Below are 22,991 nucleotides of genomic sequence, written 5' to 3' on the forward strand. Positions count from 1 at the left end.
TCCTCTCTTATTGTTCTGAAAGGCTGCGTACAGTGACGCCGCCTTCAAGCCGTTTGAGTTGTGCGGCATCGGTGATGCCGAAACCGATCTGAGTCACGGCCATCGCGGCAATCGCCGTGGCGGTGCGCAGCGTCTTTTGCGGATCATGGCCGCCGATAAGGCCATGCACCATGCCCGCCAGCAGCGAGTCGCCAGCACCTACGGTACTGGCCACTGTGACCTTGGGCGGCAATGAATGCAGTGCCAGGTTCGGACTGAACCAGTGCACCCCTTCGGAACCTTGGGAGATCACCACATGCTCGATGCCCTGAGCGTGCAGACGCGCAGCAGCCTCGGCCTGAGCGGCGATGGAGATGATCGGCGCGTCGAGCGCATCGGCCAGCTCTTCGGTATTGGGTTTGATCAGCCAGGGGCCTGCCTCCAGGCCGGCTCGCAAGGCCAGCCCGCTGGTGTCCAGCGCCACCTTGAGACCAAGGCCCTTGAGCATCAGCAGCAACTTCTGCAGCCACTCCGGCGTGACACCGCGCGGCAGACTGCCGGCAACCACCACCACGTCGAAACCTGCTGCGATCTGCTGGACTCGCGCAAACAGAGCCTGCTGCGCCTCTTCGCTGACCTGCGGACCCGGGCCATTCAGGTCGGTGATGCGGCCACTGCCCTCGGCCAGCTTGATGTTGCTGCGGGTTTCCCCCGGCACACGGACGAACTCGTCGACAAAGTTGCGGCGCTCGAACAACGCTTCGAACGACTGCTGATTGTCGATGCCCAGAAAACCCGCAACGGTCAGGTCATGGCCAAGATCGGCCAGCACCTGCGCCACATTGAGTCCCTTGCCCGCTGCGTGGGTGAGCATTGCGTTGCTGCGGTTGACCTGGCCCAGCTCCAGTTGTCCCAACTGCACAGTCAGGTCCAGCGCCGGGTTCATGGTCAGGGTAAGAATCTTCGCCATTACAAAGCCTCCACAAGCGCGCGGACTTCGGCGGCGCTGCCCGCCGTCAGCGCATTTTGCGCCAGTTGCCGAGCAGTGCTCAGGGTCAGTTCACGCACACAGGCCTTGACCTCGCCGATGCTGCGCGCCGACACACTTAATTCATCCACGCCCAGCCCTACCAGCACCGGAACGGCCACAGGGTCGGCAGCCAGTTCGCCACACACACCCACCCACTTGCCATTGGCATGTGCGGCGCGGACGGTCATGTCGATCAGTTGCAGCACCGAAGGGTGCAACCCGTCTGCCTGGGCCGACAGGGTCGGGTGGCCGCGGTCGATCGCCAGCGTGTATTGCGTCAGGTCATTGGTGCCGATGCTGAAGAAATCCACTTCCTTGGCCAGGACCGGTGCAATCAGCGCGGCTGAAGGCACTTCGATCATGATCCCCAGTTGCAGGTCGCTGACGGGGATTTCCTTGCGCAGTCGCTCGGTCATGTCCCGCGCCTGACGCCATTCTTCAAGGGTGCCGATCATCGGGAACATGATGCGCAAAGGGCCGCTTTCTGCCGAACGCAACAGCGCGCGCAGCTGGCTTTCCATCACGTCCGGGCGTTGCAGAGTCAGGCGAATGCCGCGCACGCCGAGGAACGGATTCTCTTCCTTGGCGATAGGCCAGTAAGGCAATGGCTTGTCACCGCCGACGTCCAGCGTGCGCACCACCAGCGGGCGACCGCCAAGATCGGTCAGAACGCGGCGATATTCGGCTTCTTGGGTTGCCTCGTCAGGCGCCTGAGAGTGGGCCATGAACAGCAATTCGGTACGCAGCAGGCCGACACCTTCGGCGCCCTGCTCTACTGCGGCTGGCGTGCCAGTGCTGTCGCCAATGTTGGCGAACACTTCGACGGCGTGGCCATCACGTGTCACTGCGGGCTCCATGCGCGCCTGCGCAGCGGCCTTGAGGCGCACTTCGCGGGCATCGCGATCCGCAACGGCGCGCTGCAAGGTGGCTTCGTCAGGCGCCACCGTCAGGCGTCCACGCTGACTGTCGAGTAGCAGCACAGTGCCTGGCTTGAGCAGCAGCACTTCATCACCGGCACCGACCAGCGCAGGGATACCAAGCGCACGCGCGACAATGGCGCTGTGCGCAGTGGCACCGCCGCGAGCGGTAAGAATGCCGGCTACCTGCGCCGGGTCCAGACGGGCAACGTCGGACGGGCCGACTTCGTCCATCACCAGGATGTAGGGTTCGTCAGGAGCGGCAACGGTTTCAACGCCACAGATCTGCGCCAGCACGCGCCGGCCTACGTCTCGCAGGTCGGCCGCGCGCTCGGCCAGCAGGGCGTCCTGCAATTGTTCCTGCTGGACGGCGGCAGTTTCGATCACAGTGGCCCACGCAGCGGCTGCACTTTCGTCGTTGTTCAGACGCTGCTCGACTTCGCTGGTCAGTTCCGGGTCCTCAAGCATCTCCTGGTGGGTGATGAAGATTTCACGAATGGCCTTGGACTTGCTGCGCTGAATCAGGTTTTCGATGTCGCTGCGAACTTCGCCAATCGCTTTGTGCAGGCGCTCACGTTCGGCAGCAACCGATTCGCCCTGCGGGGGATAATCGAACGTCTGCAGTACTTGAACATGCGCCGGGCCAATGGCAATACCCGGCGATGCCGGTACAGCTTGCAACACACTGCCGGCAGCGGGTGCGTTCAAGGGTTTGGCGGCAGCAGCGGGTGCTGGCGCAGCCTGCGGTGCGGAAACGGCAGGCAAAGGCTCGACTTCTTCGCCAAGCCCCTGCTCCACCGCCTCAATCAATGCGGGTAAGGCATCGTCAGCAATACTTGGCTCGGCAATGAACTCCAGCGTCTGACCGCGGCGCGCTCCGAGGCTGAGCAGCTTGCTCAGGCTCTTGGCAGACACGGCGGCTTCGCCGGTTTCCAGCACGCGCATACGGATTTCGCCGTCGAACTCCTTGGCCAGTTGCGCCAGAATCTTCGCAGGGCGGGCATGCAGGCCGTGAGCGTTCGCCAGTTGAACCTGTCGGGTCGGCCACTCGGCAGGCAACTCGCCGCCCAGCGCTTCCAGCACCACGCGGCTATTGGTGGCATGGCCCAGCTCGTGGCCACGACCTTCGATCAGCAGCAGACAAAGCCGCTCAAGCAAAGCCTGGTGTGCCTCGCCGAGGCTGGCAAGACAGAACAGACCGGTCAGCGGCTGGCCGAGATAACGGATAGGCTTGTCCGGGGTCACAAAGGCGAGACCGGGACGCTTGACGGTCTGTTCGCTGTGCAACCACCACAGGCCATCACCCAGCGACAGCGCCTCGACCTGTTGCAGCACGGCAGCAAAACCGTTGCTCACGCAGTCGGCCTTGCGCAACAGCCGTGCGCCGCGCCAGACCAGTTCTTCAAAATCGTCGGCCGATACGCCCAGACTGATCATCTGCGCGTCGAGCGCCAGTTCCTGAGGCGCGCCCTGCAACAGCTTGAGCAAGTCTTCCGGGGTCTGCGCTTCACGCAGTGCCTGGCCCAGGTCTTCTTCACCCAGCGCGCGGGTCAGCAACTGCAGCAAACGCAAGTGCTCGTCGGACTTGGCGGCAATACCTATTGCCAGATAGACCATCTGCCCGTCGCCCCAATCCACCCCTTCGGGGAACTGCATCAGGCGCACGCCGGTGGTGGCCACCAGGTCGCGGGTTTCGGGAGTGCCATGCGGGATGGCGATGCCCTGGCCGAGAAAGGTCGAGCCTTGCTGCTCACGGTTCATCAGACCGGTAAGGTAGCCCTCGGCGACCAGGCCATCAGCGACCAGGTGGTCGGCAATCAGCTTAAGTGCGGCAGTTTTATCCACAGCCGACTGGGCCATGGATATTTGCTCCAGAGTGAGTTCGAGCATTGCCTTGACTCCTGTGCAGCGCCAAGGCGCCACCTGATTCTTGTTTTAATGACGATCATAGGACCGACAGCTTAGGGGGATGATAGTGACACCGATCAACTATCCTATCGGACATCCTTTTCACCTCGATTGCAGCAGACAACGGGCATGCTGAATCGTTTAATCTATAATTGCCCGGCACGTTACTCGATTCTGCGGGTTCATTGAAGCCCGGCCGGCTCGATCCTGTAGGACAAGTCCCAAAATACTTGAAGCAGTTGGGAATTTCCCACGGTCTGGTGTAAAGATCAGTATCACAGCAAAAATAATTCCAATGTTCTGAACCGCTTGCCTGACTGAAGGAATTCCGGGGTGAAACTAAGCGATATTGCACGTCTGGCAGGTGTTTCTGTCACGACCGCCAGTTACGTGATCAATGGCAAAGCCGAACAACAACGTATCAGCCCCGCAACGGTCGAGCGTGTGAAAGCCGTCGTCGAGCAACATGATTTCCGGCCTAATCCGCAAGCCGCGGGGCTGCGCAGTCGACACAGCAAAACCCTGGGCTTCATCCTGCCGGATCTGGAAAACCCCAGCTATGCACGCATTGCCAAGCTGCTCGAGCAAGGCGCACGCAGCTTGGGCTATCAATTGCTGATAGCCAGTTCCGATGATGATCCCGCCAGCGAACTGCAGCTGTTGCAGTTATTCAGAGCGCGACGCTGCGACGCACTGCTGGTCGCCAGTTGCCTGCCCGCCAGCGACGAAAGCTATCGTGCCCTGCAGATCAAGGGCACGCCTATCATCGCCATCGACCGGGAAATGAACCCGGAGTTTTTCTGCTCGGTAGTCAGCGACGACCACGATGCCAGCCTGCAACTGACCCGCAGCCTGCTACAGACCCACCCAAAGCACATTGCCTTGATCAGCGCACGTCCTGAACTAAGTATCAGCCGGGCACGTGCTGCCGGCTTCGAAGACGCCCTCGAAGGGTTTTCCGGCGCCAGGATCATCGAACATGCAGAGGCCTTCAGCCGCCAGTGTGGCCAGCGCCTGATGACCGAAATGCTGCAACGGCAAGGGCATTTCCCCGATGCGCTGATCACCACCTCTTATGTATTGCTGCAAGGCGTGTTCGATGTGCTGCAAAGCCAGGCGCTGCAATCGACTTCATTGCACCTTGGTACCTTCGGTGACACGCAACTGCTCGATTTTCTGCCGCTACCGGTCAATGCGATGGCTCAGCAACACCAGCTGATCGCCGACAAGGCCCTGCAGCTGGCCTTGGCAGCCATCGAGAAGGATGACTACCAGCCAGGCGTCCATGCGATCGCGCGTGCCTTCAAGCAGCGTATCCACGCGCCATGAACATGACGCTGATCGACACCCATACCCACCTGGATTTTTCGGACTTCGATGACGACCGAAATCAGGTACTGGAGCACTGCAGCTCACTCGGCGTGCAGCGCATGGTGGTGCTTGGGGTCTATCAGCGTAACTGGCAGCGCCTGTGGGCATTGACCGAATCGCGTCCGGCGCTGTACGCGGCCTTCGGGCTGCACCCGGTGTATATCGATGAGCACCGCAGCGGACACCTGATCGAGCTGGGCGAATGGCTGACCCGCCTGAAGGGCCATCCGCAGCTGTGCGCGGTGGGCGAGATCGGGCTGGATTACTATGTCAAAAACCCGGACAAAGTGCGTCAGCAGGCAATTTTCGAAGCACAGCTCGGGCTGGCATCGGACTTCAACTTGCCCGCATTGCTGCACGTGCGCCGCAGCCATGCCGACGTGATCGCCACCCTGAAACGTTACAGGCTCAAGCGCGGCGGTATCGTCCATGCCTTTGCGGGCAGCAGGGAAGAGGCTCGTGAATACATAAAACTGGGGTTTAAGCTGGGTCTTGGCGGGGCGGCAACATGGCCGCAGGCGCTGCGTATGCACCGCGTCATCGCCGACCTGCCGCTGGACAGCGTGGTACTGGAAACCGACTCACCGGACATGGCGCCCGCCATGTATCCCAACCAGCGCAACAGCCCGCAACACTTGCCCGACATTTGCCAGGCACTCGCGGCGTTGATGAACATCAGCCCGCAGCGCCTCGCCGAGGCGACTACAGAGAACGCCTGCGCGCTTTTTGACTGGCCTCGACAGGCCGGTGACTGAGCCGAATCAGAGCAGCAAGGTCCACAGTGCAAACCCTGCGTACCAGACGATTGCCGAGCGAACCAGCAGCTCCCAGAGCATGTCGAGGCTGGTAACGCCTTCAGGCCCGATGACCGGAGGCGGAACCTCACTGGCGGCGCACCCGACACGCGTAATGAGCTGGGCAGCGCTGATGTTCCAGTTGAGCAGCTCGTGCAGCATCACCCGGCTTACCGCAACGAAATTGCCCACCAGCGCAAAGCTGGCAGCCAGCAGCCTGACCGGCACCCATTCGAATGCATGGCGCAGTTGCCCTGCCCGCTCGACCAGCTCGGGAGTCCGGCCATTTTCGGCTGCAAGCGCCAGCAAACGGTAAGCCAGCGCGGCGACCGGCCCAAGCACGAAATACCAGAAGATTACTGCGAAGAAGCTCTGAAACGCCTGCCAGAGCATGTAACCCTGCACGCCATGCAGCAATTGTTCGCTGTCGTCGGCCTGCACGCCCATGTCGCGCTCGGCCACATGCACCGCTGCCTGTGCATCGCCACGTCGGCAGGCGTCACGAAACGGACCAAGCACGGCAATCAGATCGACCCGGCCCAGGCTGTAGATCAGCACCAGCAAATGGATAGGTAACACCAGCCAGCCATAGGCAACCGAGCCCACGATGGTCAGAACAAGATGCAGCAGCAACACCGGCACCAGTACCAGCAACGCCAGCATCAGCCAGGGACGGGACGCTGTTCGCTGGCCCGCCTCGAGCTTCGCCAGCTCGCTGAGCCACGGTCCGTCGCGCTGCACACGCTGGCGCAGGGCGGAAAACTTTTCGACAAGAACTGCCAGCAATAGCACCAGAAAACTCATTGTTCCTCCCTTACCTCAATCCAGCAAAGCCGCTTGAAACCGGCCCCAATCGAAACAGGGCCCGGGATCTGTCTTGCGTCCGGGCGCTATGTCGCTATGACCACAGATACGCTCGGGCGTAATTGCCACGAAAGCCTGGCGCAGCTGACGCGTCAGGGCTATCAGGGCTTCGTATTGCGCATCAGTGAACGGCTGCTCGTCAGTGCCCTCAAGCTCGATGCCGATGGAGAAGTCGTTACACCCCTCACGGCCCTCGAAACAGGAAACACCGGCATGCCATGCGCGATCAAGACAAGAGACGAACTGAATGACCTCGCCATCACGTTCAATCAGAAAATGCGCCGAAACGCGCAGATCGGCAATCCCCGAAAAGTAGGGATGCTCGGTGGCATCCAGCTGGTTCTGAAAGAAGGCCTGCACCTTGCCGGTCTTGAACTGTGCGGGCGGCAGGCTGATGTTATGGATAACCAGCAACGAGATGTCGCCTTCGGGTCGCGCATTAAAGTTGGGCGACGGGCAATGCTGCACGCCGTCACACCAACCGCTTGCGGAGTCCAGTTGCATGAGCGCTCCTTGAGCAGGGGTAGTAAGTAGCGCTGATTATGCCTGTGACAGGGGCCGATGTGGCGGTTCAGGCACGGACTCGCGACGTAGGAAATGCCTGTTTGACACCTCGACGTTACGACGCGGAGCACAAGAAACTGCGCGCCACGCCTCGCATGCCCCCGGTAAACCGGGGCCGGGATCACGCGCCCTTGAGTTTTCGCAGGTTGCTGATCACTGATTCCAACGCGCGGTCAAACAGCAAGGCGTCGTCCAGAATGCGAATGGCACCGCGGCGAAACTCAACGGCAAGGCCCAAACGCGTCTTCTCCAGAACCTTCATGCCCGTGCGATTGACGAACACATAGCGACCGCTCGGCTCGACAATGGCGGTCAGCTTGCAGCGCAGCTTGTGTTCTTCGTCTTCCTGAATTTCAACCCAGCCCCCAACCCGCAGCTTATCGACCATTTGCAGGCCGGCGTCGTCGTCAGGCAACTGCACGACCGGCTCGTTGAGCATCTGTTCTTCGGGAGAAATCAGGACGATTTCTTCAACAACGGCCATCATCGATGGCCCGCCAGCGACGTCAGCATCCGACGCCAGCGTGTCGCCCTGTGCAGAATCAGCTGTGCCGTCCTGCAAGCGCGAGAAATGCTGAAAAGCCTGAACGTGCAACGACTCGAGCTGGCTGAAGAACTCGCTGGTAGCGAACGGATCGAATGCAGCACTGGTCAATCCGTCACGCAGCGACTTGAGCAGCCCCGGCACCAGCTCAAGCAACTGCTGCAAGGCCTGCGGGTCGTCATGTTGCTCGACGCTCCAGATCAACTCATCCATCGTCTTCAGCCCGGCTTGCCACTCGGCAGACTCATTGCCGTGCTTCAGACAGGTCAACAGCAACACCTTGCTCCAGGCCTCCTGCAGCAGGCGCACGACGGCTTCAGGCAACGTCTTGCCCAACAGCCGTTCATTCAACTCGTGCTGCACCTGATGCCGGGCAAGCTCGGCGCGTGCGCGGCCTTCCTCGGCGTCGCGGGTACGCTGCTCAAGCAGTTCGCTGCGACGGCGTTCGTCACTGGTGAAGGCCAGGAAGTCGGCCAGCAGTTCGGAGAAAATAGCCGGGTCATCGACGAAATCATTCAGCAGGCGCTGCACGATCTGCTCTACCCGCTGGTAAAGCGAGTCCCGCTGATAGTCGTCGCGACCGCCCCAACCCAACGCCGCGGTGGCAATTTCATTGAGCAGGCGGCGGGCAGGATGGCTGCCGCGACTGAAGAAGCTCTTGTCGAGCACCGCCACCTTGAGCATCGGAATCTGCAGACGCCCGATCAGGGCGCGCAAGGACGGAGTCAGGTTTCGATCGTCGAGAATGAACTCAAAGAGCATGGCGATCAGGTTGATCACGTCCTCATCGCCGACACCGACCACTCGGGACTTGCCGGTCTTGACGTTGACCCGGGTCAGCAGTTGCTCCAGTTGATTACGCAGATCGAACTCGTCGTCGGCCTCTTGGGAGGGCACGTATTGCTGCAGGTGCGAGAGCAGCCGCAGCAAATCCTTGCTGGAGATCGGACGCACTTCGGCGTTGGGCTCGTGGCGCGGAGCAAGATTGCCACGAACGTGCAGAAGCAACTCCTGCAACGCCGAAAAGACTTCCTGCACACCTTTGTCGAGCTTGTCGGCCGCCTGGTTCAATACCGGATCGGACAGCTCGGCAGCACGGTGCCCAGGCGTTGCACGGTCAGATGCGCGGCGCGCCGGCAATGACTTCATGTCCGGCAGGACGCCCGTGGCAATCAGTAGCTGATTAGCTTCGCTGTACAAGTGGTCAGTGTTGGAAAGGACGTATTTCTCGAACAGCTTGAGGATGATCAGCTTGACCTTGATCTCGACGCCCAGACTGCGCCCGGCCTCGAGAAAGAAGCGGCACAGCATCGCCGGCCCCAACGGGTTGCTGTCTTCGGCAATGGCCTGCGGGACCAACACATTCAGGCGCGCGGTCAGTTGCCCCAGCGCGAGGCTGTCACGGCTCATGACCTTGGCGACCATGGCATCGACGGCTACGGTCTTCTCCAGCTCATCGTTATGCACCAGCGCCAGTTTGTCGAACGACACGGCAGCAGGCAGCACAGGCTCGTGAATCTGGTACTGACCCAGGGCCAGAAAGGACTCGTAGAATTTGTCGAGAAAACCGCGCTCGATGCTTTTGCGCTTGAGGCGCAAGTCGCGCATGGCTTCAAAAAAAAGGTTTTGTTCGGAGTTGTTGCGGGCGCGGTCTGCCATCTCGAACAGTGTGTCGTCGGCGTTATCAAACAGCGCCTGCAGGCCATCCTTGAGCTGCTGGGCCGCACGGTCGCGAACCTGCAACAACACAACGGGCAGCCGGGCCAAAGGCGCACTTGCACCTTGGGCAGGGAGCAATTTGCTCAACGGCACTACTTTTTCGTCGTTCGGCATTACACCCCCTGACAGGAAATTATCTGAATCCCTTCACAAACGCGGCTTGCAAACCTCGCCTTGTAAAAAGACTCCCTCGACCTTGCGGAGAGTCAAACCTATGACGTCAATTACAAGGCGGATTATGTTTCAAAACTTGCCAATAATGCCAGTAAGACTTTTTCACGTCCTGTTGAATGCAGGCGACACGGCATTTACGTGCAGCGATAGACCTCGACTTTCGCGTTCCATCGCAAACGAATTTGCCTAACCGACCAACTGCATGTTCTGAATGCGCGGCCATGCTATATGCCCGGTGGGTTAGACAGTTGCACTGCCTTATACTCGGACGACCTTGAAGTGGAGCCCGCTATGCCGAATGTACGAATTGCCGACCTGACCGCCGAGATCGAAGCCAATGTGCGTCGCGCATTGCTTGAGGATGTCGGCAGCGGCGATATCACCGCGCAATTGATTCCCGCAGAACGGTTGGCCAAAGCCACGATCATCTCGCGCGACGCAGCGGTTATCGCCGGTACAGCCTGGGTGGATGCCGTTTTCCGCCAGCTGGACCCTCGGGTGGCTGTGCACTGGCAAGTGATCGATGGTGATCGGGTCAACCCGAACCAGGCCCTTTTTCACCTTGAAGGCCCTGCCCGCTCGCTGCTGACCGGCGAACGCAGTGCCCTCAATTTTCTGCAAATGCTGTCGGGCGTCGCCACCCGCGCGCAACACTTCGCCGATCTTGTAGAGGGCACTCAGGTCAAACTGCTGGACACCCGCAAGACACTGCCGGGCTTGCGTCTGGCGCAGAAATACGCCGTCACCTGCGGCGGCTGCCACAACCACCGCATTGGTCTGTATGACGCGTTTCTGATCAAGGAAAACCATATCGCGGCCTGTGGCGGCATTGCCCAGGCAGTGGAGGCAGCGCACCGGATCGCCCCAGGCAAACCGGTAGAAATAGAAGTGGAAAGCCTGAGCGAACTCCAGCAGGCGCTGGATGCCGGGGCCAATATCATCATGCTGGACGAGTTGAGCCTGGCTGACATGCGCGAGGCCGTGCGCCTGACTGCTGGCCGTGCCAGCCTGGAAGCCAGCGGCGGTATCAACGACGATACTCTGCGGGTAATTGCCGAGACCGGCGTGGACTACATTTCCATCGGGGCCATGACCAAGGATGTGAAGGCCGTGGACCTTTCCATGCGCTTGAGTCTCTGACGGCAACGCCCACGACGACTATCACGATTCACTCGGGAGAAGACGCTTTGGAACAGTGGTTTGTGATGAATGCGGGCAAGCAACTTGGCCCGATGGATGCCGACGCCGCGCGCCTGATCGCACGTGAATCGCCCGGCGCCTGGTGCTGGCAGCAGGGCATGCCTGACTGGCAACCGATTTATCAGGTCCCTCAAGTGCGTGCCATGAAGAAGGACGGCGTGACGCCGTTTCCGGCACCAACGCCGGAAATGATCCAGCCGAAACCCTCCGGCCTGCCCGCACACGCCAATCCGGTGCCCACCGCCAACCCGTCCCCACCCTCGTCCTCGTCCCCGAGCAGGCGTCCCTCGTTCACGCCGGACCCGAACACATCGGGCGGCTTTGGCCTGGCGCAGGCTACCGACGGCGTGGATTTCAAGTTGTACGGATCGGAGACCCAGTTCGTCGAATTGGAGCTGGACCCCGGTGAAAGTGCTGTCGCCGAAGCTGGCGCGATGATGTACAAAACCTGCGACGTGCAGATGGAAACCATCTTCGGTGACGGCAGCAATCAGTCCTCAGGCCTGCTGGGCTCTTTATTCGGCGCCGGGAAACGCATGCTGACCGGTGAAAGCCTGTTCACCACGGTATTTTCCCAGCAGGGCTCGGGCAAGGGACGCGTCGCTTTCGCTGCGCCCTACCCAGGCACCATTCTGCCTCTGAACCTGCGCGACTTCGGCGGCAAGTTGATCTGTCAGAAAGACAGTTTTCTGGCTGGCGCGAAGGGCGTGTCCATCGGCATCCAGTTTCAGAAGAAGATTCTTACCGGTCTGTTTGGCGGTGAAGGTTTCATCCTGCAGAAGCTTGAGGGTGACGGCTGGGTGTTCGTTCACATGGGCGGCACGGTGCGCAAGATCGAGCTGGCTGCCGGTGAAGCTCTGGACGTCGATACCGGCTGTCTGGCGGCCATGACCCAGACGGTCGACTACGATATCCGCATGGTCGGCGGAGGTATCAAATCAATGCTGTTCGGCGGCGAGGGCGTATTTTTCGCCAGGCTTACCGGCCCAGGCACCGTATGGCTGCAAAGCCTGCCCTTCTCACGACTGGCTGGCCGCATGCTGGCAGCGGGCCCCGCTGGCGTGGGCAGAAGCGAACGCTGATCTCCTGACTTAGTTACTCGACCACAGGCCGCGCGCCTGCCTCACTGCCAAGGAAGAGACATGCAGATTACCCAAGGTCAACGCATCCCGCTTTCCACACTTATTCAGGGCTCTGACCTCACGCTGTCGATCGTCATCAAGTCCACCCATGTGGTGGATTACGTCTGTTTCGGTGTCGATGCCAATGGCAAGCTGTCGGACGACCGCTACATGATTTTCTTCAATCAGCCGACCAGCCCGTGCAACGGCGTCAGACAGGTGAACGGCGGGGACTTCCAGCTATCGCTTGCCAGCCTGCCAGCGTCCATTGATCGCTTGGTGTTCACGGCCTCCATTGATGGCGCGGGCGTGATGAGTGATATCCAGGCAAGTCACTTCAGTATTCAGCATCAGGGCCGCGAAGTGGCCCGTGGCGAGTTTTCGGGCGCAACCTTCAGCGCCGAAAAAGCCATCATGGTCGCTGACATCTACCGCAAGAACGGCGAGTGGCGTTTTGCTTCCAACCTGCAGGGCTACAACGCCGGGCTGGATGCGCTGGTGGTGCATTTTGGTGGTGAGGTGGCCGATACGCCGCCACCGGCGCCCGCTCGCATTTCGCTGGAAAAGAAAATTGCCGACGCCGCGCCGCAGCTGATCAGCCTGGCGAAAAAGGCTCAGGTCAGCCTGGAGAAAGCCAAACTGACCGACACCAAGGCTCGCGTGGGCCTGGTGCTGGATGCATCGGGTTCGATGAACCCGCAATACACTCGCGGCCACGTACAGGAAGTGGTTGATAGACTCATCCCCCTCGCCGTGCATTTCGACGACGACGGTGCGCTGGATTGCTGGGCGTTTGGTGCAAAACCGCAGCAATTGAATGCGGTCACGCTGGCCAACTTTCAGGACTTCATCAAGACCGATCATGGCGGCTGGAAAGACTGGGAACTGGGCGCACGTATCAATGATGAGCCGAAGGCGATGCGCATGGTCATCGACTACTACAAAAAGTCGGGTGACAAAACGCCGATCTATATCCTGTTCATCAGCGACGGCGGCGTGCATCAGGATCGCGAAATAACCAGGCTGATGATCGAAGCTGCGAAGTTGCCGATCTTCTGGCAGTTCGTGGGGCTGGGCGGTCGCGGTTACGGGATTCTGGAAAAGCTCGACGACATGGGCGGTCGCGTTGTCGACAACTGCAATTTTTTCGCACTGGACCGTCTGGATGAAATCCCGGAAGAGAAACTCTACGACCTGCTGATGGAAGAGTTTCCGGATTGGCTGAAAGCGGCCAAGACTGCCGGGATTTTGTAGAGCATTGAGCGTGCGCAACGTTTCGTGACCATCGTGCCAATGCTCTGCGTTGGCATGCCTTTCTGGGCGCTCTGCGTCCTCTTGCGACGCGGAGCGTCGTGAACTGCATTCCTGGAAAGATAGCCAGGTAGCCCAATAAAAAAACCCCGCCATTGCTGACGGGGTTTTTTATCGGGCGTTGCTCGGGTTTAGCCGATCGATACGCCGTGTGCTTCTGCCAACGGCTTCAGGCCGCCTGCAAAGCCTTGGCCGATGGCCTTGAACTTGAACTCTTCGCCGTTGCGGTACAGCTCGCCGAAGATCATCGCAGTTTCGGTGGACGCATCTTCCGACAGGTCGTAACGAGCGATTTCCTTGCCGTCAGCCTTGTTCACAACGCGAATGTAAGCGTTCGAAACCTGACCAAAGCTTTGCTTGCGCTCTTCAGCCGAGTGAATGGTAACTGCGAAAACCAGCTTCTTGACCGCAGCGGCCAGACCGGTGAGCTTGACGGTAACCGACTCATCGTCGCCTTCGCCAGCGCCCGAACGATTGTCGCCCAGGTGCTCAACCGAACCGTCAGTCGATTTCTTGTTGTTGTAGAAAATGAAGCTGTTGTCATCCAGCACTTTGCCATTTTCGCCAACGATGAAGATAGACGCGTCCAGATCGAACTCGGTGCCATCGGTCACGCGAGGATCCCAGCCCAAACCTACGGTGATTTCCGTCAGACCAGGTGCTTCCTTGGAGAGGGAAACGTTGCCGCCTTTACTCAGACTTACTGCCATGTTCGTAATCCTTTCTGGAAAGTTGGTAGGGCGAGAATCAGAAATTCATGCCGAAAGAGTTGGCGACAGCCTTCAAGCCGCCGGCGTAACCCTGGCCTACAGCGCGAAACTTCCACTCGCCAGCGTTGCGATACAGCTCGGCAAACACCATCGCAGTTTCGGTTGACGCGTCTTCTGCCAAGTCATAACGAACAACTTCGGAGCCGGACTTTTCGTTCAGGACACGGATGAACGAGCCCCCCACCTGACCGAAGTTCTGCTTGCGGCTGTCGGCATCGTGAATGGTCACGACAAACACTACCTTGTCGACATCAGCAGGTACTCGGGTCAAATCGACCTTGAGCACTTCATCGTCGCCATCGCCAGCACCCGTGCGGTTGTCGCCGGTGTGCTCTACAGAGCCATCGGCGCTTTTGAGCTGGTTGTAGAAAATGAAGTCAGCTTCACTACGGACCTTGCCATTGGCGCCCAGCAGGAATGCGCTGGCGTCCAGGTCAAACTCCTGGCCGTCAGTGGCTCGCGGATCCCAGCCCAGACCGATGAGGACATTGGTCAGGGTAGGGTCGGTTTTCGACAGCGAAAGGTTGCCACCTTTTTGCAGAGTCAAAGCCATGATGCGTTTATCTCCTCTATCCAGTGTTTACGCTTTTTCTTCAGCGGGTTCTTCTTTACCCGGGAAGAGCAGGCTAGCCACGATACCGATGATCAACACCACAACTACAACCAACAGACTGGCGTTGGCACTGATCTCGTAACCGTGATGGAACAAGTGGTTGGTTGCGTTCAGGCCCAGCTTGACGGCGATGAAGAACAGCAAGGCAATAACCGCCTTCTCCAGATGCACAAGGTAGCGCTTGAGGGCTTCAAGCACGAAGTACAGCGTACGCAGACCGAGAATTGCGAACAGCATCGCCGAGAACACGATCAGCGGCTCGCGGCTCACTGCGATGATTGCAGGCACGGAGTCAAACGCAAACAGCACGTCGGATATCTCCGCCACAACCAGACACAGGAACAACGGGGTCGCAAACAGCGCGCCTTTGGCCGCCAGGGTGATGCCAGAGTTTTCAGGCTTTTTGACTTCTTCTTCCAGCACCGAACGGCGGACGAAGAAGTTGCTGCCGTGCAGCTTTGGCCATACCGGGAACAGTTTCTTGGCGAAGCGATAAGCCATGTGTTGCGAGTAGTCGACTTCTTCGTCGTCGTCATCACCTGCTCTGAGCATCATGACGGCTGTCCAGGCCACGATGACCGCGAACACCACTTCGACCCACGGCCCGAGAGCCAGCAGGCCAGTGCCGATAGCGACGAAGATGCCGCGGAAAACGATGGCACCGATGATGCCCCAGTACAGTACGCGGTGGCGCATGCCATCCGGGATCTTGAACCAGGAGAACAAAGCCATGAACACAAACAGGTTGTCGACGCTCAGCACTTTTTCCAGCGCATAACCGGTCACGAACAGCGTGGCGACTTCAGAGCCGTGCTGCACATAGAGGAAACCGGCGAAAGCCAGCGAAATGGCGACCCAGAAAATCGACCACGCCGAAGCTTGCGCGAGGGTGATCGGTTTGTTCCCGCGGTGGGAAAACATGTCGATAGCCATGGCCGTAATGGCCAGACCGACGAAAACCGCCATCGTGAGTGGAGGGAAGCCTAGAGAGGTGCTTTCCATTTAACTGCGTTCCTTAGGGTAAAAATTACAGGTCGAAATCGGTCGGGTTCAGGCCAAGCTCACGGCAGATCGTGCGGCAGACTTCCCGCTCTTTCTCATCGAAGCTGCCATCTGCGCCACCGATTGCACAGCAGACACGCACCAACAGACGGGAGGCGTCTTCTTTCTTCTTGATCTTGCCGATGGTTTTCAGCGCTTCGGCACGGCCAATTTCATAATCGAATTCAAACTTGGAGCAGGCTTCCTGAAAACCCTGAATGACGTCTTTCATGTCAAAGACTTTCAGTTCCTGAGAGTTCTGAATGAAGCCGGCCATTTTCTGTTTTTCACTGGAGCTGATATCGCCGTCTGCAGCAGATACCAACGCACAACCGGAAACCACAGCGTCCATGAATTCACGATTCTTGAACTTCGAAACTTCAGTTGCCAGCTTGTCGCGGGCCGCTGTTGCGTTTGTTTTCAACCAGTCCAGCATGTCTATCTCCCATGAGGCGGCACAGCCAGCCCAGAAATTCTGCGGTGTTGTTACTTCGAGCCAGCGGCCCAGCGCATGCCCCAGCCGTAGGCCTTGTCCATGTTGCTGTGGCCATTGTGGAAGTCGACACGGCGGGTCACTTTGACAGCACCGTTGTCGTTTTCCAGCAAAGCGATTGCACACATGCCCTGACGACCACCCTCTTCGTTGAGACGAACCTCGATCGGGGGCTGGCCAGGCGCATGAATGGTGACAACTCCGTCTGTCTCTTTCCAGTTCGGCGCGCCTTCATAAATGAATGCGTACACCAGAATTCTACGAATCTTGCTCCAGTGAGCGCCGTTGATGTGCAGCCACTCACCGTCGCTGATCGAGCCGGTACGGTCATCACCCATCAATTTGATGAAAGGCTCGGTATTGAGCGATCCGAACGAGTTGCCCAATGCCTGAACAGCGCCTTTTGAACAATCCTGCAATTCGAAGAGGCAGCCTACATCAAGGTCAATGGCATTGCTCTTCTTCATCGAGAAGAAGCCGCCGCCTTTGCTGTCGTTGCGGCGGTTCCAGTTCAGATTGACGCGAATCTCGCCGAAACCGGCGCTGGATTTTTCCAGACTGATCGACGCCCGGGTCTTGTCCAGGGTGATCTTGCTCAGACTGACGGTCGATTTGGCCGCAGGCGCTGGAACAGGTGCAGGTGCAGGTGCAGGTGCAGGTGCAGGTGCAGGTGCAGGTGCAGGTGCAGGTGCAGGTTGATCTTGAGGCGAGGCGACTTCAACGCCAAAGTTTTTCGCCAAAGGCTCAAGCCCGCCCGCAAAGCCCTGACCCACGCAGCGGAATTTCCAGACACCCTGGCGCAGATAAAACTCGCCCAGAATCAGTGCGGTTTCTTTCATGCCGTTGGTAGGGATATCGGCCTCGATACCGCCGGTAATACTCAACGCCAGCTGCGACACGCTGTCAAAGCTGGCCTTGTTTTCATAGATGGTCGCCGTCAGGGCTACCTTCTCGATAACGGCGTCCAGACGACTTGGGTCAAGGCTGAACACGGCACGACCCGCTGACGCTTCGGTTTGCTGAACAGCGCCGCCGTTCACACTTTTCTGGCCGTAGAAACACATGTCCTGATCGCCGCGCACCTTGCCGGAACCAGTGAGCAGAAACGCAGACACATCGATGTCTGCATCCGCCAGCGGAGAATAAACGATCTCGACCGTCAATGGACCGGTAGCGACTGGCGCGTTGGCGCCCGGGACAAGTCGGGTCATCCGCGTATGGCTCCAATGGCCAGATCGACCAGATCCTCAGCCGTACGACCATTGGTGACCTTGCCCACAGCCGTGAAATCCCAACCTGCCGGCGTGCGCGACAGATAAGACATCACCACGCCGGTGTGCTGACCTTTCTCGGGCAGATCAAAGCGACCTAGCTCGTTACGGCTGCCCATGTCGACAATGCGGCAGTAGGCATTGGCGACTTTTTCGAAGTTCTGACCGGTGAACGAGTTTACGGTGAACACCAGATAGCTGACGGTGGCCGGGAGTTTTTCCAGATCGATGTTGATGGTCTCGTCATCGCCCGCGCCTTCGCCGGTACGGTTGTCACCCGAGTGGACAATGGCACCGTCACGCGACTGCAGTTGACGGAACCAGACCAGATCAACGCGATTCTTCTCAGCGTCGAGCATGATGCAGGAAGCGTCCAGGTCAATATCGCCGCCGCCACCACCGAGCAACTTGCCGAAGAAACCGCTGGCTTTCTCAGGGTCCCATCCAAGGCCCATGCTGACTTTCTTGAGGCCGGTGCCAGCGGTTTTCTCGAGTGAGATCGTCTGGTTCTTTGCCAAAGTGAGTGCCATTTTTCGCTCCATGTGGACGTCGGGATACAGATAAAAGTGTTACAGCCTCACCGTGTTGGCCCGTCTTTACCATCAGGATTGTGTAACTTGGCGTTAATGGGGCCTTTGTAACGGCCTCGACGCCACGTCGGATGGAACAACCGCCAGTGCGCATCCTGAGCCGCAGCGAGCAGTTCGTGGTCGCCTCGCGTGTCGCCCCAGGCACGAACCCGGAACTGCGTAAGCGGCCCATAAACGCTTTCCAGGCGAGCAACTTTCGAGTCACAGCGGCAATTGCTGCCCTCGATCAACCCGGTCAATTTGCCGTCGATGACTTCCAGATTGGTGCCGATCAGCTCGACTTTCAAGCGATCAGCGAAAGGTTGAAGGACCATAGCAGGCGATGCTGAACATAGCGTGACAATGGCGCCCTTCTCGATTTCAGCCGCAATGGACTCCAGCGCAGCCGGACGCATCAGGCGTTTCCAGTGCGACTGGCAGAAGGCTTCAGCCTTTTGCTGCAGCCATTGCACTTCAACACCACTCAGGAATGCCTTGATCAGACGGCCCTTGAGTTCGTCACGAGTCAGGCGCTTGGCCAGGTAGCCAATGCTCGGCAGTACCAGTCGGGCCATGCGCACGGAAAAGGCACGCTGGCCGAAAGCGAATTTCAGAAAGGGGACAAAGCTGTCATGCCGCGTAATAGTCCCGTCGAAATCGAACACCGCCAACAGGCGTTGCTCCACTTCGATTTCAAGATCGGGGCCTACAGGTTCAATATCCGGTTCTAGCGTTTGAAGGTCAGGTTCTATCATCTAGCTAACTGCCTCAGCGAGTCGAATGCTGGCATCCATGATCGAAGCGGGTGCGGGTAACACTCCATGCCATTTGGCGCGCTCCATGATGTGGGTTGCCCATTTGTAATGGGTAGCCGGTTCACACATAGCATCGTTGTACTTGAACACTGCAGGGGCCACAGAGTTCAAAATCATCCGGGCGGAGTTCATGTCCTCCAGACTGACGCGTAGCGCATTCTGAATGATATTGACCTGCGAGGGGTGAATTGCTGTCTTGCCGACCAGCCCATGTGTGATATCCAGCGCCAGTTCGTGCTGCAGGATGTCGGGGGTGGCCAGTTGCTCGAACACTGGCGCAGTCAGGGCAAAGCCTTGCGCGCCCATCACGCCAGCCAGCATCGGAATGACATACCCCATCGGCGTTGAATACAGCGTCATGGCCGGGTTGCGGCGCAAGCCCAGGCAGCCCATCAGGTCATTGCCACCGATGCGCAGGGCAATGATCCGCTCGTAAAGGGAGGCTTTCAACGCCTGACCGAGCTCGACCATCGCGGTCGGGTTGAATACTTCCGGCGTTTCCAGCGTAGGCATCAATGCCAGCGCAGGGTTGGTCACCGCCTGCTCCCAGCTTGTCAGGCTGCTCAGCGAAAGCTTGGGGACAACGAAGCCATCGACATGCGACATCAGCGGCCAGTCGTTTAGAACCCGCGCCATCGCAGCATCCCGGGGACGAACGAACAGCAGCGGGCCCTTGGCAGGACGGCCGCCACGATCCTGGATGCGGGTCAGCACCTGGCGAAGGTTGAGCAGCGCTGTCTCGACATCGATCAGCGCGACCGCATCTTCGAGACAGACCACCAGCGAGCGCAGTTCGGGAATCTTTTCGCCGAAGACCACGTCGATAATGTCGTCGCGGGTAGCAGGCATGTACAGCGTTGCCCCCAGCGCGTAAGGCGAGAATAAGGCCATTAGCTGAGACTCCGAATAATGGTCACTGCCCGGTAAGGCCCCAAGACATCACCGACTTCCTCGACCGCAATTCCCGCTTTGCCGGTCAGGTGCAACAGCAGTTGCACATCACTGTCTGCCAGGTTGCGAACCAGAACGTGGTCCGGCACCCGGCGCATGACCGCGCGGGTGGCTTCGGCGATGCCTGGTTTGACGCGATTGAGGTTACTGATCCCGAAGCGTTCGGCCAGACTGGCTATCACCTGTGATGCAGCAGCCCCGAGCCCGGTACGTTGCGACGGCGTCCAGGGGGCCAGCGTCAGCGTCAGCGTCGAACCCTTTCGACGACGCAGGCTCTCGATCTGTTCAATAAATGAACGGGTAACGTCATGGCCCTGCAAATGCCCATAGACCACACAACCGTGCAGCCCGCCGTCTGACGGCCAGATGGAGCGTGACACCAGCCCGGACACCGTTGCGCCTAGGATGCCCGACGGGATCACCCAGTCTTCTGCGGACGCCGCCAGCCAGGCACAGCCACAAGGGTCTGCCAATACCACCAGGCGCGGGTCTTCTGGAAAACGCGAGTCTCCGGCCAGACTGCGCCGTATTTCGCCGGAGATCGCACCTTTGCCGGTCCAGCCGTCAACAAACACGATGTTCTGCGCGCCGTGGGCCTCGACAATGGCTTCCAGCGCCACTTTATCGATGCCACGGTCACGCACGATGCTGATGCCGTAATGATGCGCTTCACGGCCAAGCCCGATCAGCGCGCGACGCAGCAGCACCCCGAGCGGCAGCCCGGCGCGCACGAATGACACCAGAATGATTTCAGGCCCGCTGCAGTACCGATCGAGAGCCTGCGCCAGCGCCTGAACATCATCGGCCATGCGTTCGCCGTTCTGGCTGAGCGCCTGCTCATACAGAGACTGATGAGCGGCGCCAGGGGCGGATTCTTCGCTGATCATTTCCGAATAGTGCTTTTGCCGTGTCTGAATGAGGCGCTCTTTCTCCTCGACACTGGTGGTCTGCATCTCGACGCTGCGCAACAGAAAATGCACGTCATCGCGCTGGTAACTGCCGCTGCCGACGGTATCAAGCCCGTGAACGGGATCACTCATGTGCGGCTCCGACAAACATTTTCGCCAGCTGGCTGCGAGCAGGCGTCGCCCACCAGTCGCACTCGTCCATGAAACCCAGATCGGTAATGCTGTCGCCAAAACCCAGCACCGGGCGTTCGCCGTTGATCGCCCGGTCGCGGCGCAGCCATTCCTGAACGGCGTAACGCTTGGCCAGGCCCTCGGGCAGAAATGCCAGATTGTTGCCGTTGCCATGGATGTGCATGCCATCGAGCAAGCCTCGGGCCTGCACTTCGGCGAGCACTTTCACGAGGATGCTGTCATCGCTCTCGTTGTGCTTGGTGACAACGTAATGGAACAGCTGCGCCTCTTCGACCACCCACCCGCGCAGTGAAAAACCCAGTTCCTGCCCAATCGCCAGCGTCGTGGCAGACAGCTCATGCAGGCGCGACTGATAGGCCGCCAAGGTCTGTTTCATCTGCTCGTTCCAGTCGTGATCCAGTCGTCCCATGACGTCGAGCATGACACCGCCGTGCGAACAGATAGCGCCGGCGGCGAACGGCAATTTCACCCGGCTATACGCCTCGACACTGCGCGCAGTCACCGGCACCACATCGGAGTGGGCCAGCAACCAGTGGGCGAACGATTTCTGCACATTGGTCATGTAGCCATTGGCGTTACCGCTGACATCCAGCGTTGCGACATGCTTCTCGATGTCAGCCGGTGTTTTGCGGGCGGTCTGGAACAGTGTGTCGTCCAGATCGACGAAGATCAGCGGGCGGTCGTTACTCATCGCAGATCACCTCGGCGTTCAGCGCCTCGATCAGCTCGGCAGGCACGGCCTGCCTCGGCGTTTCGGTGCAGATCAGCACCCGGTCAAACTGACCCGGTCGCACGTTGTAAAGAAAGTTGGGGATGCCCAGACCGTAGTTGTCGGAGAACGACAGCGCGTGATCAATGGCATGGCCCAGTGCGATCGGTGAACGGCTGGTTGAGCTGAAATGCACATCTGCCCCGGCCTTTTCCAGGCGCTCGGCAAGCAGAAACGGACGCCAGACGAACTCGCTGGTACCGACCACCAGCACACGCTCACACTTGCTGACGGTAAGCCCCGGCGCCAGCGTATCGGCGACCGACAGCACGCCCATTCGTCCCCAGTCATTGGCAGTCACCAGAGGCCAGTCGCCCATAGCGACGGTGCCGACTTCCGGCATGTCGGGCAGTGGCGCGCTGATGTCCTCATCAAAAGAATAAGAGCCCTGCAACAGTGAAACCTGCTCGGCCAAGGCACCCATCGACGTGCTGACCGCGCCTGCCGACCAGTCGGTGAGCACACAGGTCACCACCCGCTCGATCTTGCTCAACCCCGCTTCGACCAGCGACTGGTGAAGATTGATGAAAGTTTTGCCCGTGGAAGCCTCGTCATCGACCAGCACCAACGAACGCGCAGTGAGCATCATTTCGCGCATTGCCGGGTCGGTTGGCAGGTGAATCAGATGCGCGCTGGCATGGCTGTGCTCTTCCTCGAAACGGGCAAAAAGCTCGGTGCCGGTCGGATGGCGCGTGCTGACCAGATACAACGCATCGGAGCGCGTCTCGCTGTATGCGCGATGTACGCCAGCACCAAGACCGACAGCTGTTTCCGCCATGCCGATCACCAGCACCGGACCTGGCAGGTCTGCCGGGATCTTGTGGGCAAGGTCCTGAAAGCTTTTGAGCATCACACTCGGACGCGCCGGTATGTGACGCCCCAAAACACGCGACACGAACAGAAACGCGCGCTTCGGGTTGCGCCGTTCAGCAAAACCGAACAACGAATCCGGGGCAATGCTGGACGCGCTGACGCTCACATCGAGGCGACCACGAAGCAGATCAGCACGAAGCCTTGTAGGGGTGGAAATAGCTACGCTGCTGTCCATCGATAAATTCCTGAGTAACGGGGCCGCAGCCCCAGACGCCAGCCACGCGGGCTGG

General features: G+C 59.4%; 21 protein-coding genes. 5 read left to right on the plus strand and 16 right to left on the minus strand.

What is annotated here, in order from left to right:
- Positions 1-7 precede the first annotated feature (7 nt).
- Together pfkB and ptsP are read right to left on the minus strand one after the other, a co-directional pair.
- Positions 8-949 (minus strand): 1-phosphofructokinase, encoded by a 942-nt coding sequence (gene pfkB, locus POR16_RS20065; RefSeq protein WP_005895712.1) that lies wholly within the window; start codon positions 947-949, stop codon positions 8-10.
- Complete coding sequence (gene ptsP / locus POR16_RS20070; protein WP_005895709.1) at positions 949-3,816, minus strand: phosphoenolpyruvate--protein phosphotransferase; 2,868 nt, start codon at positions 3,814-3,816, stop codon at positions 949-951. Before ptsP ends, pfkB begins: the two co-directional genes overlap by 1 nt.
- A 351-nt stretch (positions 3,817-4,167) precedes the next feature.
- Between ptsP and cra the strand changes: the two genes are divergently transcribed.
- Together cra and POR16_RS20080 are read left to right on the plus strand one after the other, a co-directional pair.
- Positions 4,168-5,163 (plus strand): catabolite repressor/activator, encoded by a 996-nt coding sequence (gene cra, locus POR16_RS20075; RefSeq protein ID WP_005895707.1) that lies wholly within the window; start codon positions 4,168-4,170, stop codon positions 5,161-5,163.
- On the plus strand, positions 5,160-5,960 hold the full coding sequence (locus tag POR16_RS20080; protein WP_005895704.1) for a TatD family hydrolase: 801 nt from the start codon (positions 5,160-5,162) through the stop codon (positions 5,958-5,960). The genes cra and POR16_RS20080 overlap by 4 nt, the downstream gene beginning before the upstream one ends.
- Before the next feature lie 6 nt (positions 5,961-5,966).
- Here the strand turns inward: POR16_RS20080 and ampE are convergent, their stop codons facing one another.
- The 3 genes from ampE to POR16_RS20095 all read right to left on the minus strand — a co-directional run bounded on the left by ampE (position 5,967) and on the right by POR16_RS20095 (position 9,804).
- On the minus strand, positions 5,967-6,803 hold the full coding sequence (ampE, locus tag POR16_RS20085) for a regulatory signaling modulator protein AmpE (protein ID WP_005895701.1): 837 nt from the start codon (positions 6,801-6,803) through the stop codon (positions 5,967-5,969).
- A gap of 15 nt (positions 6,804-6,818) precedes the next feature.
- A complete protein-coding gene (ampD, locus tag POR16_RS20090) occupies positions 6,819-7,367 on the minus strand; it encodes a 1,6-anhydro-N-acetylmuramyl-L-alanine amidase AmpD (RefSeq protein WP_005895698.1) in 549 nt (182 codons plus the stop codon).
- 181 nt (positions 7,368-7,548) lie between these two features.
- On the minus strand, positions 7,549-9,804 hold the full coding sequence (locus tag POR16_RS20095; RefSeq protein WP_005895695.1) for a DUF1631 domain-containing protein: 2,256 nt from the start codon (positions 9,802-9,804) through the stop codon (positions 7,549-7,551).
- Positions 9,805-10,155: 351 nt separating this feature from the next.
- On the opposite strand from POR16_RS20095, the gene nadC reads away from it, so the two are divergent.
- The 3 genes from nadC to POR16_RS20110 are packed head-to-tail and all read left to right on the plus strand — an operon-like array spanning position 10,156 to position 13,439.
- Positions 10,156-11,004: a carboxylating nicotinate-nucleotide diphosphorylase gene (nadC, locus tag POR16_RS20100; protein ID WP_005895692.1), complete on the plus strand. Its 849-nt coding sequence runs from the start codon at positions 10,156-10,158 to the stop codon at positions 11,002-11,004.
- Positions 11,005-11,051: 47 nt separating this feature from the next.
- Positions 11,052-12,146 carry a TIGR00266 family protein gene (locus tag POR16_RS20105; protein WP_005895690.1) on the plus strand — a complete coding sequence of 365 codons (1,095 nt, stop codon included), beginning with the start codon at positions 11,052-11,054 and terminating at the stop codon, positions 12,144-12,146.
- Positions 12,147-12,206: 60 nt separating this feature from the next.
- Positions 12,207-13,439, plus strand: a complete 1,233-nt coding sequence (locus POR16_RS20110; RefSeq protein ID WP_005895689.1) for a VWA domain-containing protein — start codon at positions 12,207-12,209, stop codon at positions 13,437-13,439.
- 188 nt (positions 13,440-13,627) lie between these two features.
- Here the strand turns inward: POR16_RS20110 and POR16_RS20115 are convergent, their stop codons facing one another.
- Genes POR16_RS20115 through POR16_RS20165 form a run of 11 tightly spaced genes read right to left on the minus strand, consistent with a single transcriptional unit; the run spans position 13,628 to position 22,936 of the window.
- The gene (locus POR16_RS20115; RefSeq protein ID WP_005895687.1) at positions 13,628-14,206 is read right to left on the minus strand and encodes a TerD family protein; all 579 of its coding nucleotides are present in this window, start codon (positions 14,204-14,206) and stop codon (positions 13,628-13,630) included.
- A gap of 37 nt (positions 14,207-14,243) precedes the next feature.
- Entirely contained in the window at positions 14,244-14,819 is a 576-nt protein-coding gene (locus POR16_RS20120; RefSeq protein WP_005895685.1) for a TerD family protein, read from the minus strand.
- Between the two features lie 27 nt (positions 14,820-14,846).
- Positions 14,847-15,881 (minus strand): TerC/Alx family metal homeostasis membrane protein, encoded by a 1,035-nt coding sequence (locus tag POR16_RS20125; RefSeq protein ID WP_005895683.1) that lies wholly within the window; start codon positions 15,879-15,881, stop codon positions 14,847-14,849.
- A gap of 25 nt (positions 15,882-15,906) precedes the next feature.
- Entirely contained in the window at positions 15,907-16,356 is a 450-nt protein-coding gene (locus POR16_RS20130) for a tellurite resistance TerB family protein (RefSeq protein WP_005895681.1), read from the minus strand.
- Between the two features lie 50 nt (positions 16,357-16,406).
- The gene (locus POR16_RS20135) at positions 16,407-17,624 is read right to left on the minus strand and encodes a TerD family protein (protein WP_005895679.1); all 1,218 of its coding nucleotides are present in this window, start codon (positions 17,622-17,624) and stop codon (positions 16,407-16,409) included.
- On the minus strand, positions 17,621-18,214 hold the full coding sequence (locus POR16_RS20140) for a TerD family protein (protein WP_005895677.1): 594 nt from the start codon (positions 18,212-18,214) through the stop codon (positions 17,621-17,623). The genes POR16_RS20135 and POR16_RS20140 overlap by 4 nt, the downstream gene beginning before the upstream one ends.
- A gap of 47 nt (positions 18,215-18,261) precedes the next feature.
- Positions 18,262-19,008 (minus strand): HAD family hydrolase, encoded by a 747-nt coding sequence (locus POR16_RS20145; RefSeq protein ID WP_005895676.1) that lies wholly within the window; start codon positions 19,006-19,008, stop codon positions 18,262-18,264.
- Positions 19,009-19,959 carry an HpcH/HpaI aldolase/citrate lyase family protein gene (locus tag POR16_RS20150; RefSeq protein ID WP_005895674.1) on the minus strand — a complete coding sequence of 317 codons (951 nt, stop codon included), beginning with the start codon at positions 19,957-19,959 and terminating at the stop codon, positions 19,009-19,011.
- Positions 19,959-21,059, minus strand: a complete 1,101-nt coding sequence (locus POR16_RS20155; protein WP_005895672.1) for a cysteine protease StiP family protein — start codon at positions 21,057-21,059, stop codon at positions 19,959-19,961. The genes POR16_RS20150 and POR16_RS20155 overlap by 1 nt, the downstream gene beginning before the upstream one ends.
- Positions 21,052-21,810, minus strand: a complete 759-nt coding sequence (locus POR16_RS20160) for an HAD family hydrolase (RefSeq protein ID WP_005895670.1) — start codon at positions 21,808-21,810, stop codon at positions 21,052-21,054. Before POR16_RS20160 ends, POR16_RS20155 begins: the two co-directional genes overlap by 8 nt.
- Entirely contained in the window at positions 21,803-22,936 is a 1,134-nt protein-coding gene (locus POR16_RS20165) for a phosphoribosyltransferase domain-containing protein (protein WP_005895668.1), read from the minus strand. Before POR16_RS20165 ends, POR16_RS20160 begins: the two co-directional genes overlap by 8 nt.
- Positions 22,937-22,991: the final 55 nt, after the last annotated feature.

It is taken from the genome of Pseudomonas coronafaciens pv. oryzae str. 1_6 (assembly GCF_000156995.2).
GTDB lineage: Bacteria > Pseudomonadota > Gammaproteobacteria > Pseudomonadales > Pseudomonadaceae > Aquipseudomonas > Aquipseudomonas tremae.

Coding starts and splice junctions, on each gene's coding strand:
- pfkB (WP_005895712.1), bottom strand. CDS start 949: ATGGCGAAGATTCTTACCCTGACCATGAACCCGGCGCTGGACCTGACT.
- ptsP (WP_005895709.1), bottom strand. CDS start 3,816: ATGCTCGAACTCACTCTGGAGCAAATATCCATGGCCCAGTCGGCTGTG.
- POR16_RS20080 (WP_005895704.1), top strand. CDS start 5,160: ATGAACATGACGCTGATCGACACCCATACCCACCTGGATTTTTCGGAC.
- ampE (WP_005895701.1), bottom strand. CDS start 6,803: ATGAGTTTTCTGGTGCTATTGCTGGCAGTTCTTGTCGAAAAGTTTTCC.
- ampD (WP_005895698.1), bottom strand. CDS start 7,367: ATGCAACTGGACTCCGCAAGCGGTTGGTGTGACGGCGTGCAGCATTGC.
- POR16_RS20095 (WP_005895695.1), bottom strand. CDS start 9,804: ATGCCGAACGACGAAAAAGTAGTGCCGTTGAGCAAATTGCTCCCTGCC.
- nadC (WP_005895692.1), top strand. CDS start 10,156: ATGCCGAATGTACGAATTGCCGACCTGACCGCCGAGATCGAAGCCAAT.
- POR16_RS20110 (WP_005895689.1), top strand. CDS start 12,207: ATGCAGATTACCCAAGGTCAACGCATCCCGCTTTCCACACTTATTCAG.
- POR16_RS20115 (WP_005895687.1), bottom strand. CDS start 14,206: ATGGCAGTAAGTCTGAGTAAAGGCGGCAACGTTTCCCTCTCCAAGGAA.
- POR16_RS20120 (WP_005895685.1), bottom strand. CDS start 14,819: ATGGCTTTGACTCTGCAAAAAGGTGGCAACCTTTCGCTGTCGAAAACC.
- POR16_RS20125 (WP_005895683.1), bottom strand. CDS start 15,881: ATGGAAAGCACCTCTCTAGGCTTCCCTCCACTCACGATGGCGGTTTTC.
- POR16_RS20130 (WP_005895681.1), bottom strand. CDS start 16,356: ATGCTGGACTGGTTGAAAACAAACGCAACAGCGGCCCGCGACAAGCTG.
- POR16_RS20135 (WP_005895679.1), bottom strand. CDS start 17,624: ATGACCCGACTTGTCCCGGGCGCCAACGCGCCAGTCGCTACCGGTCCA.
- POR16_RS20140 (WP_005895677.1), bottom strand. CDS start 18,214: ATGGCACTCACTTTGGCAAAGAACCAGACGATCTCACTCGAGAAAACC.
- POR16_RS20145 (WP_005895676.1), bottom strand. CDS start 19,008: ATGATAGAACCTGACCTTCAAACGCTAGAACCGGATATTGAACCTGTA.
- POR16_RS20150 (WP_005895674.1), bottom strand. CDS start 19,959: ATGGCCTTATTCTCGCCTTACGCGCTGGGGGCAACGCTGTACATGCCT.
- POR16_RS20155 (WP_005895672.1), bottom strand. CDS start 21,059: ATGAGTGATCCCGTTCACGGGCTTGATACCGTCGGCAGCGGCAGTTAC.
- POR16_RS20160 (WP_005895670.1), bottom strand. CDS start 21,810: ATGAGTAACGACCGCCCGCTGATCTTCGTCGATCTGGACGACACACTG.
- POR16_RS20165 (WP_005895668.1), bottom strand. CDS start 22,936: ATGGACAGCAGCGTAGCTATTTCCACCCCTACAAGGCTTCGTGCTGAT.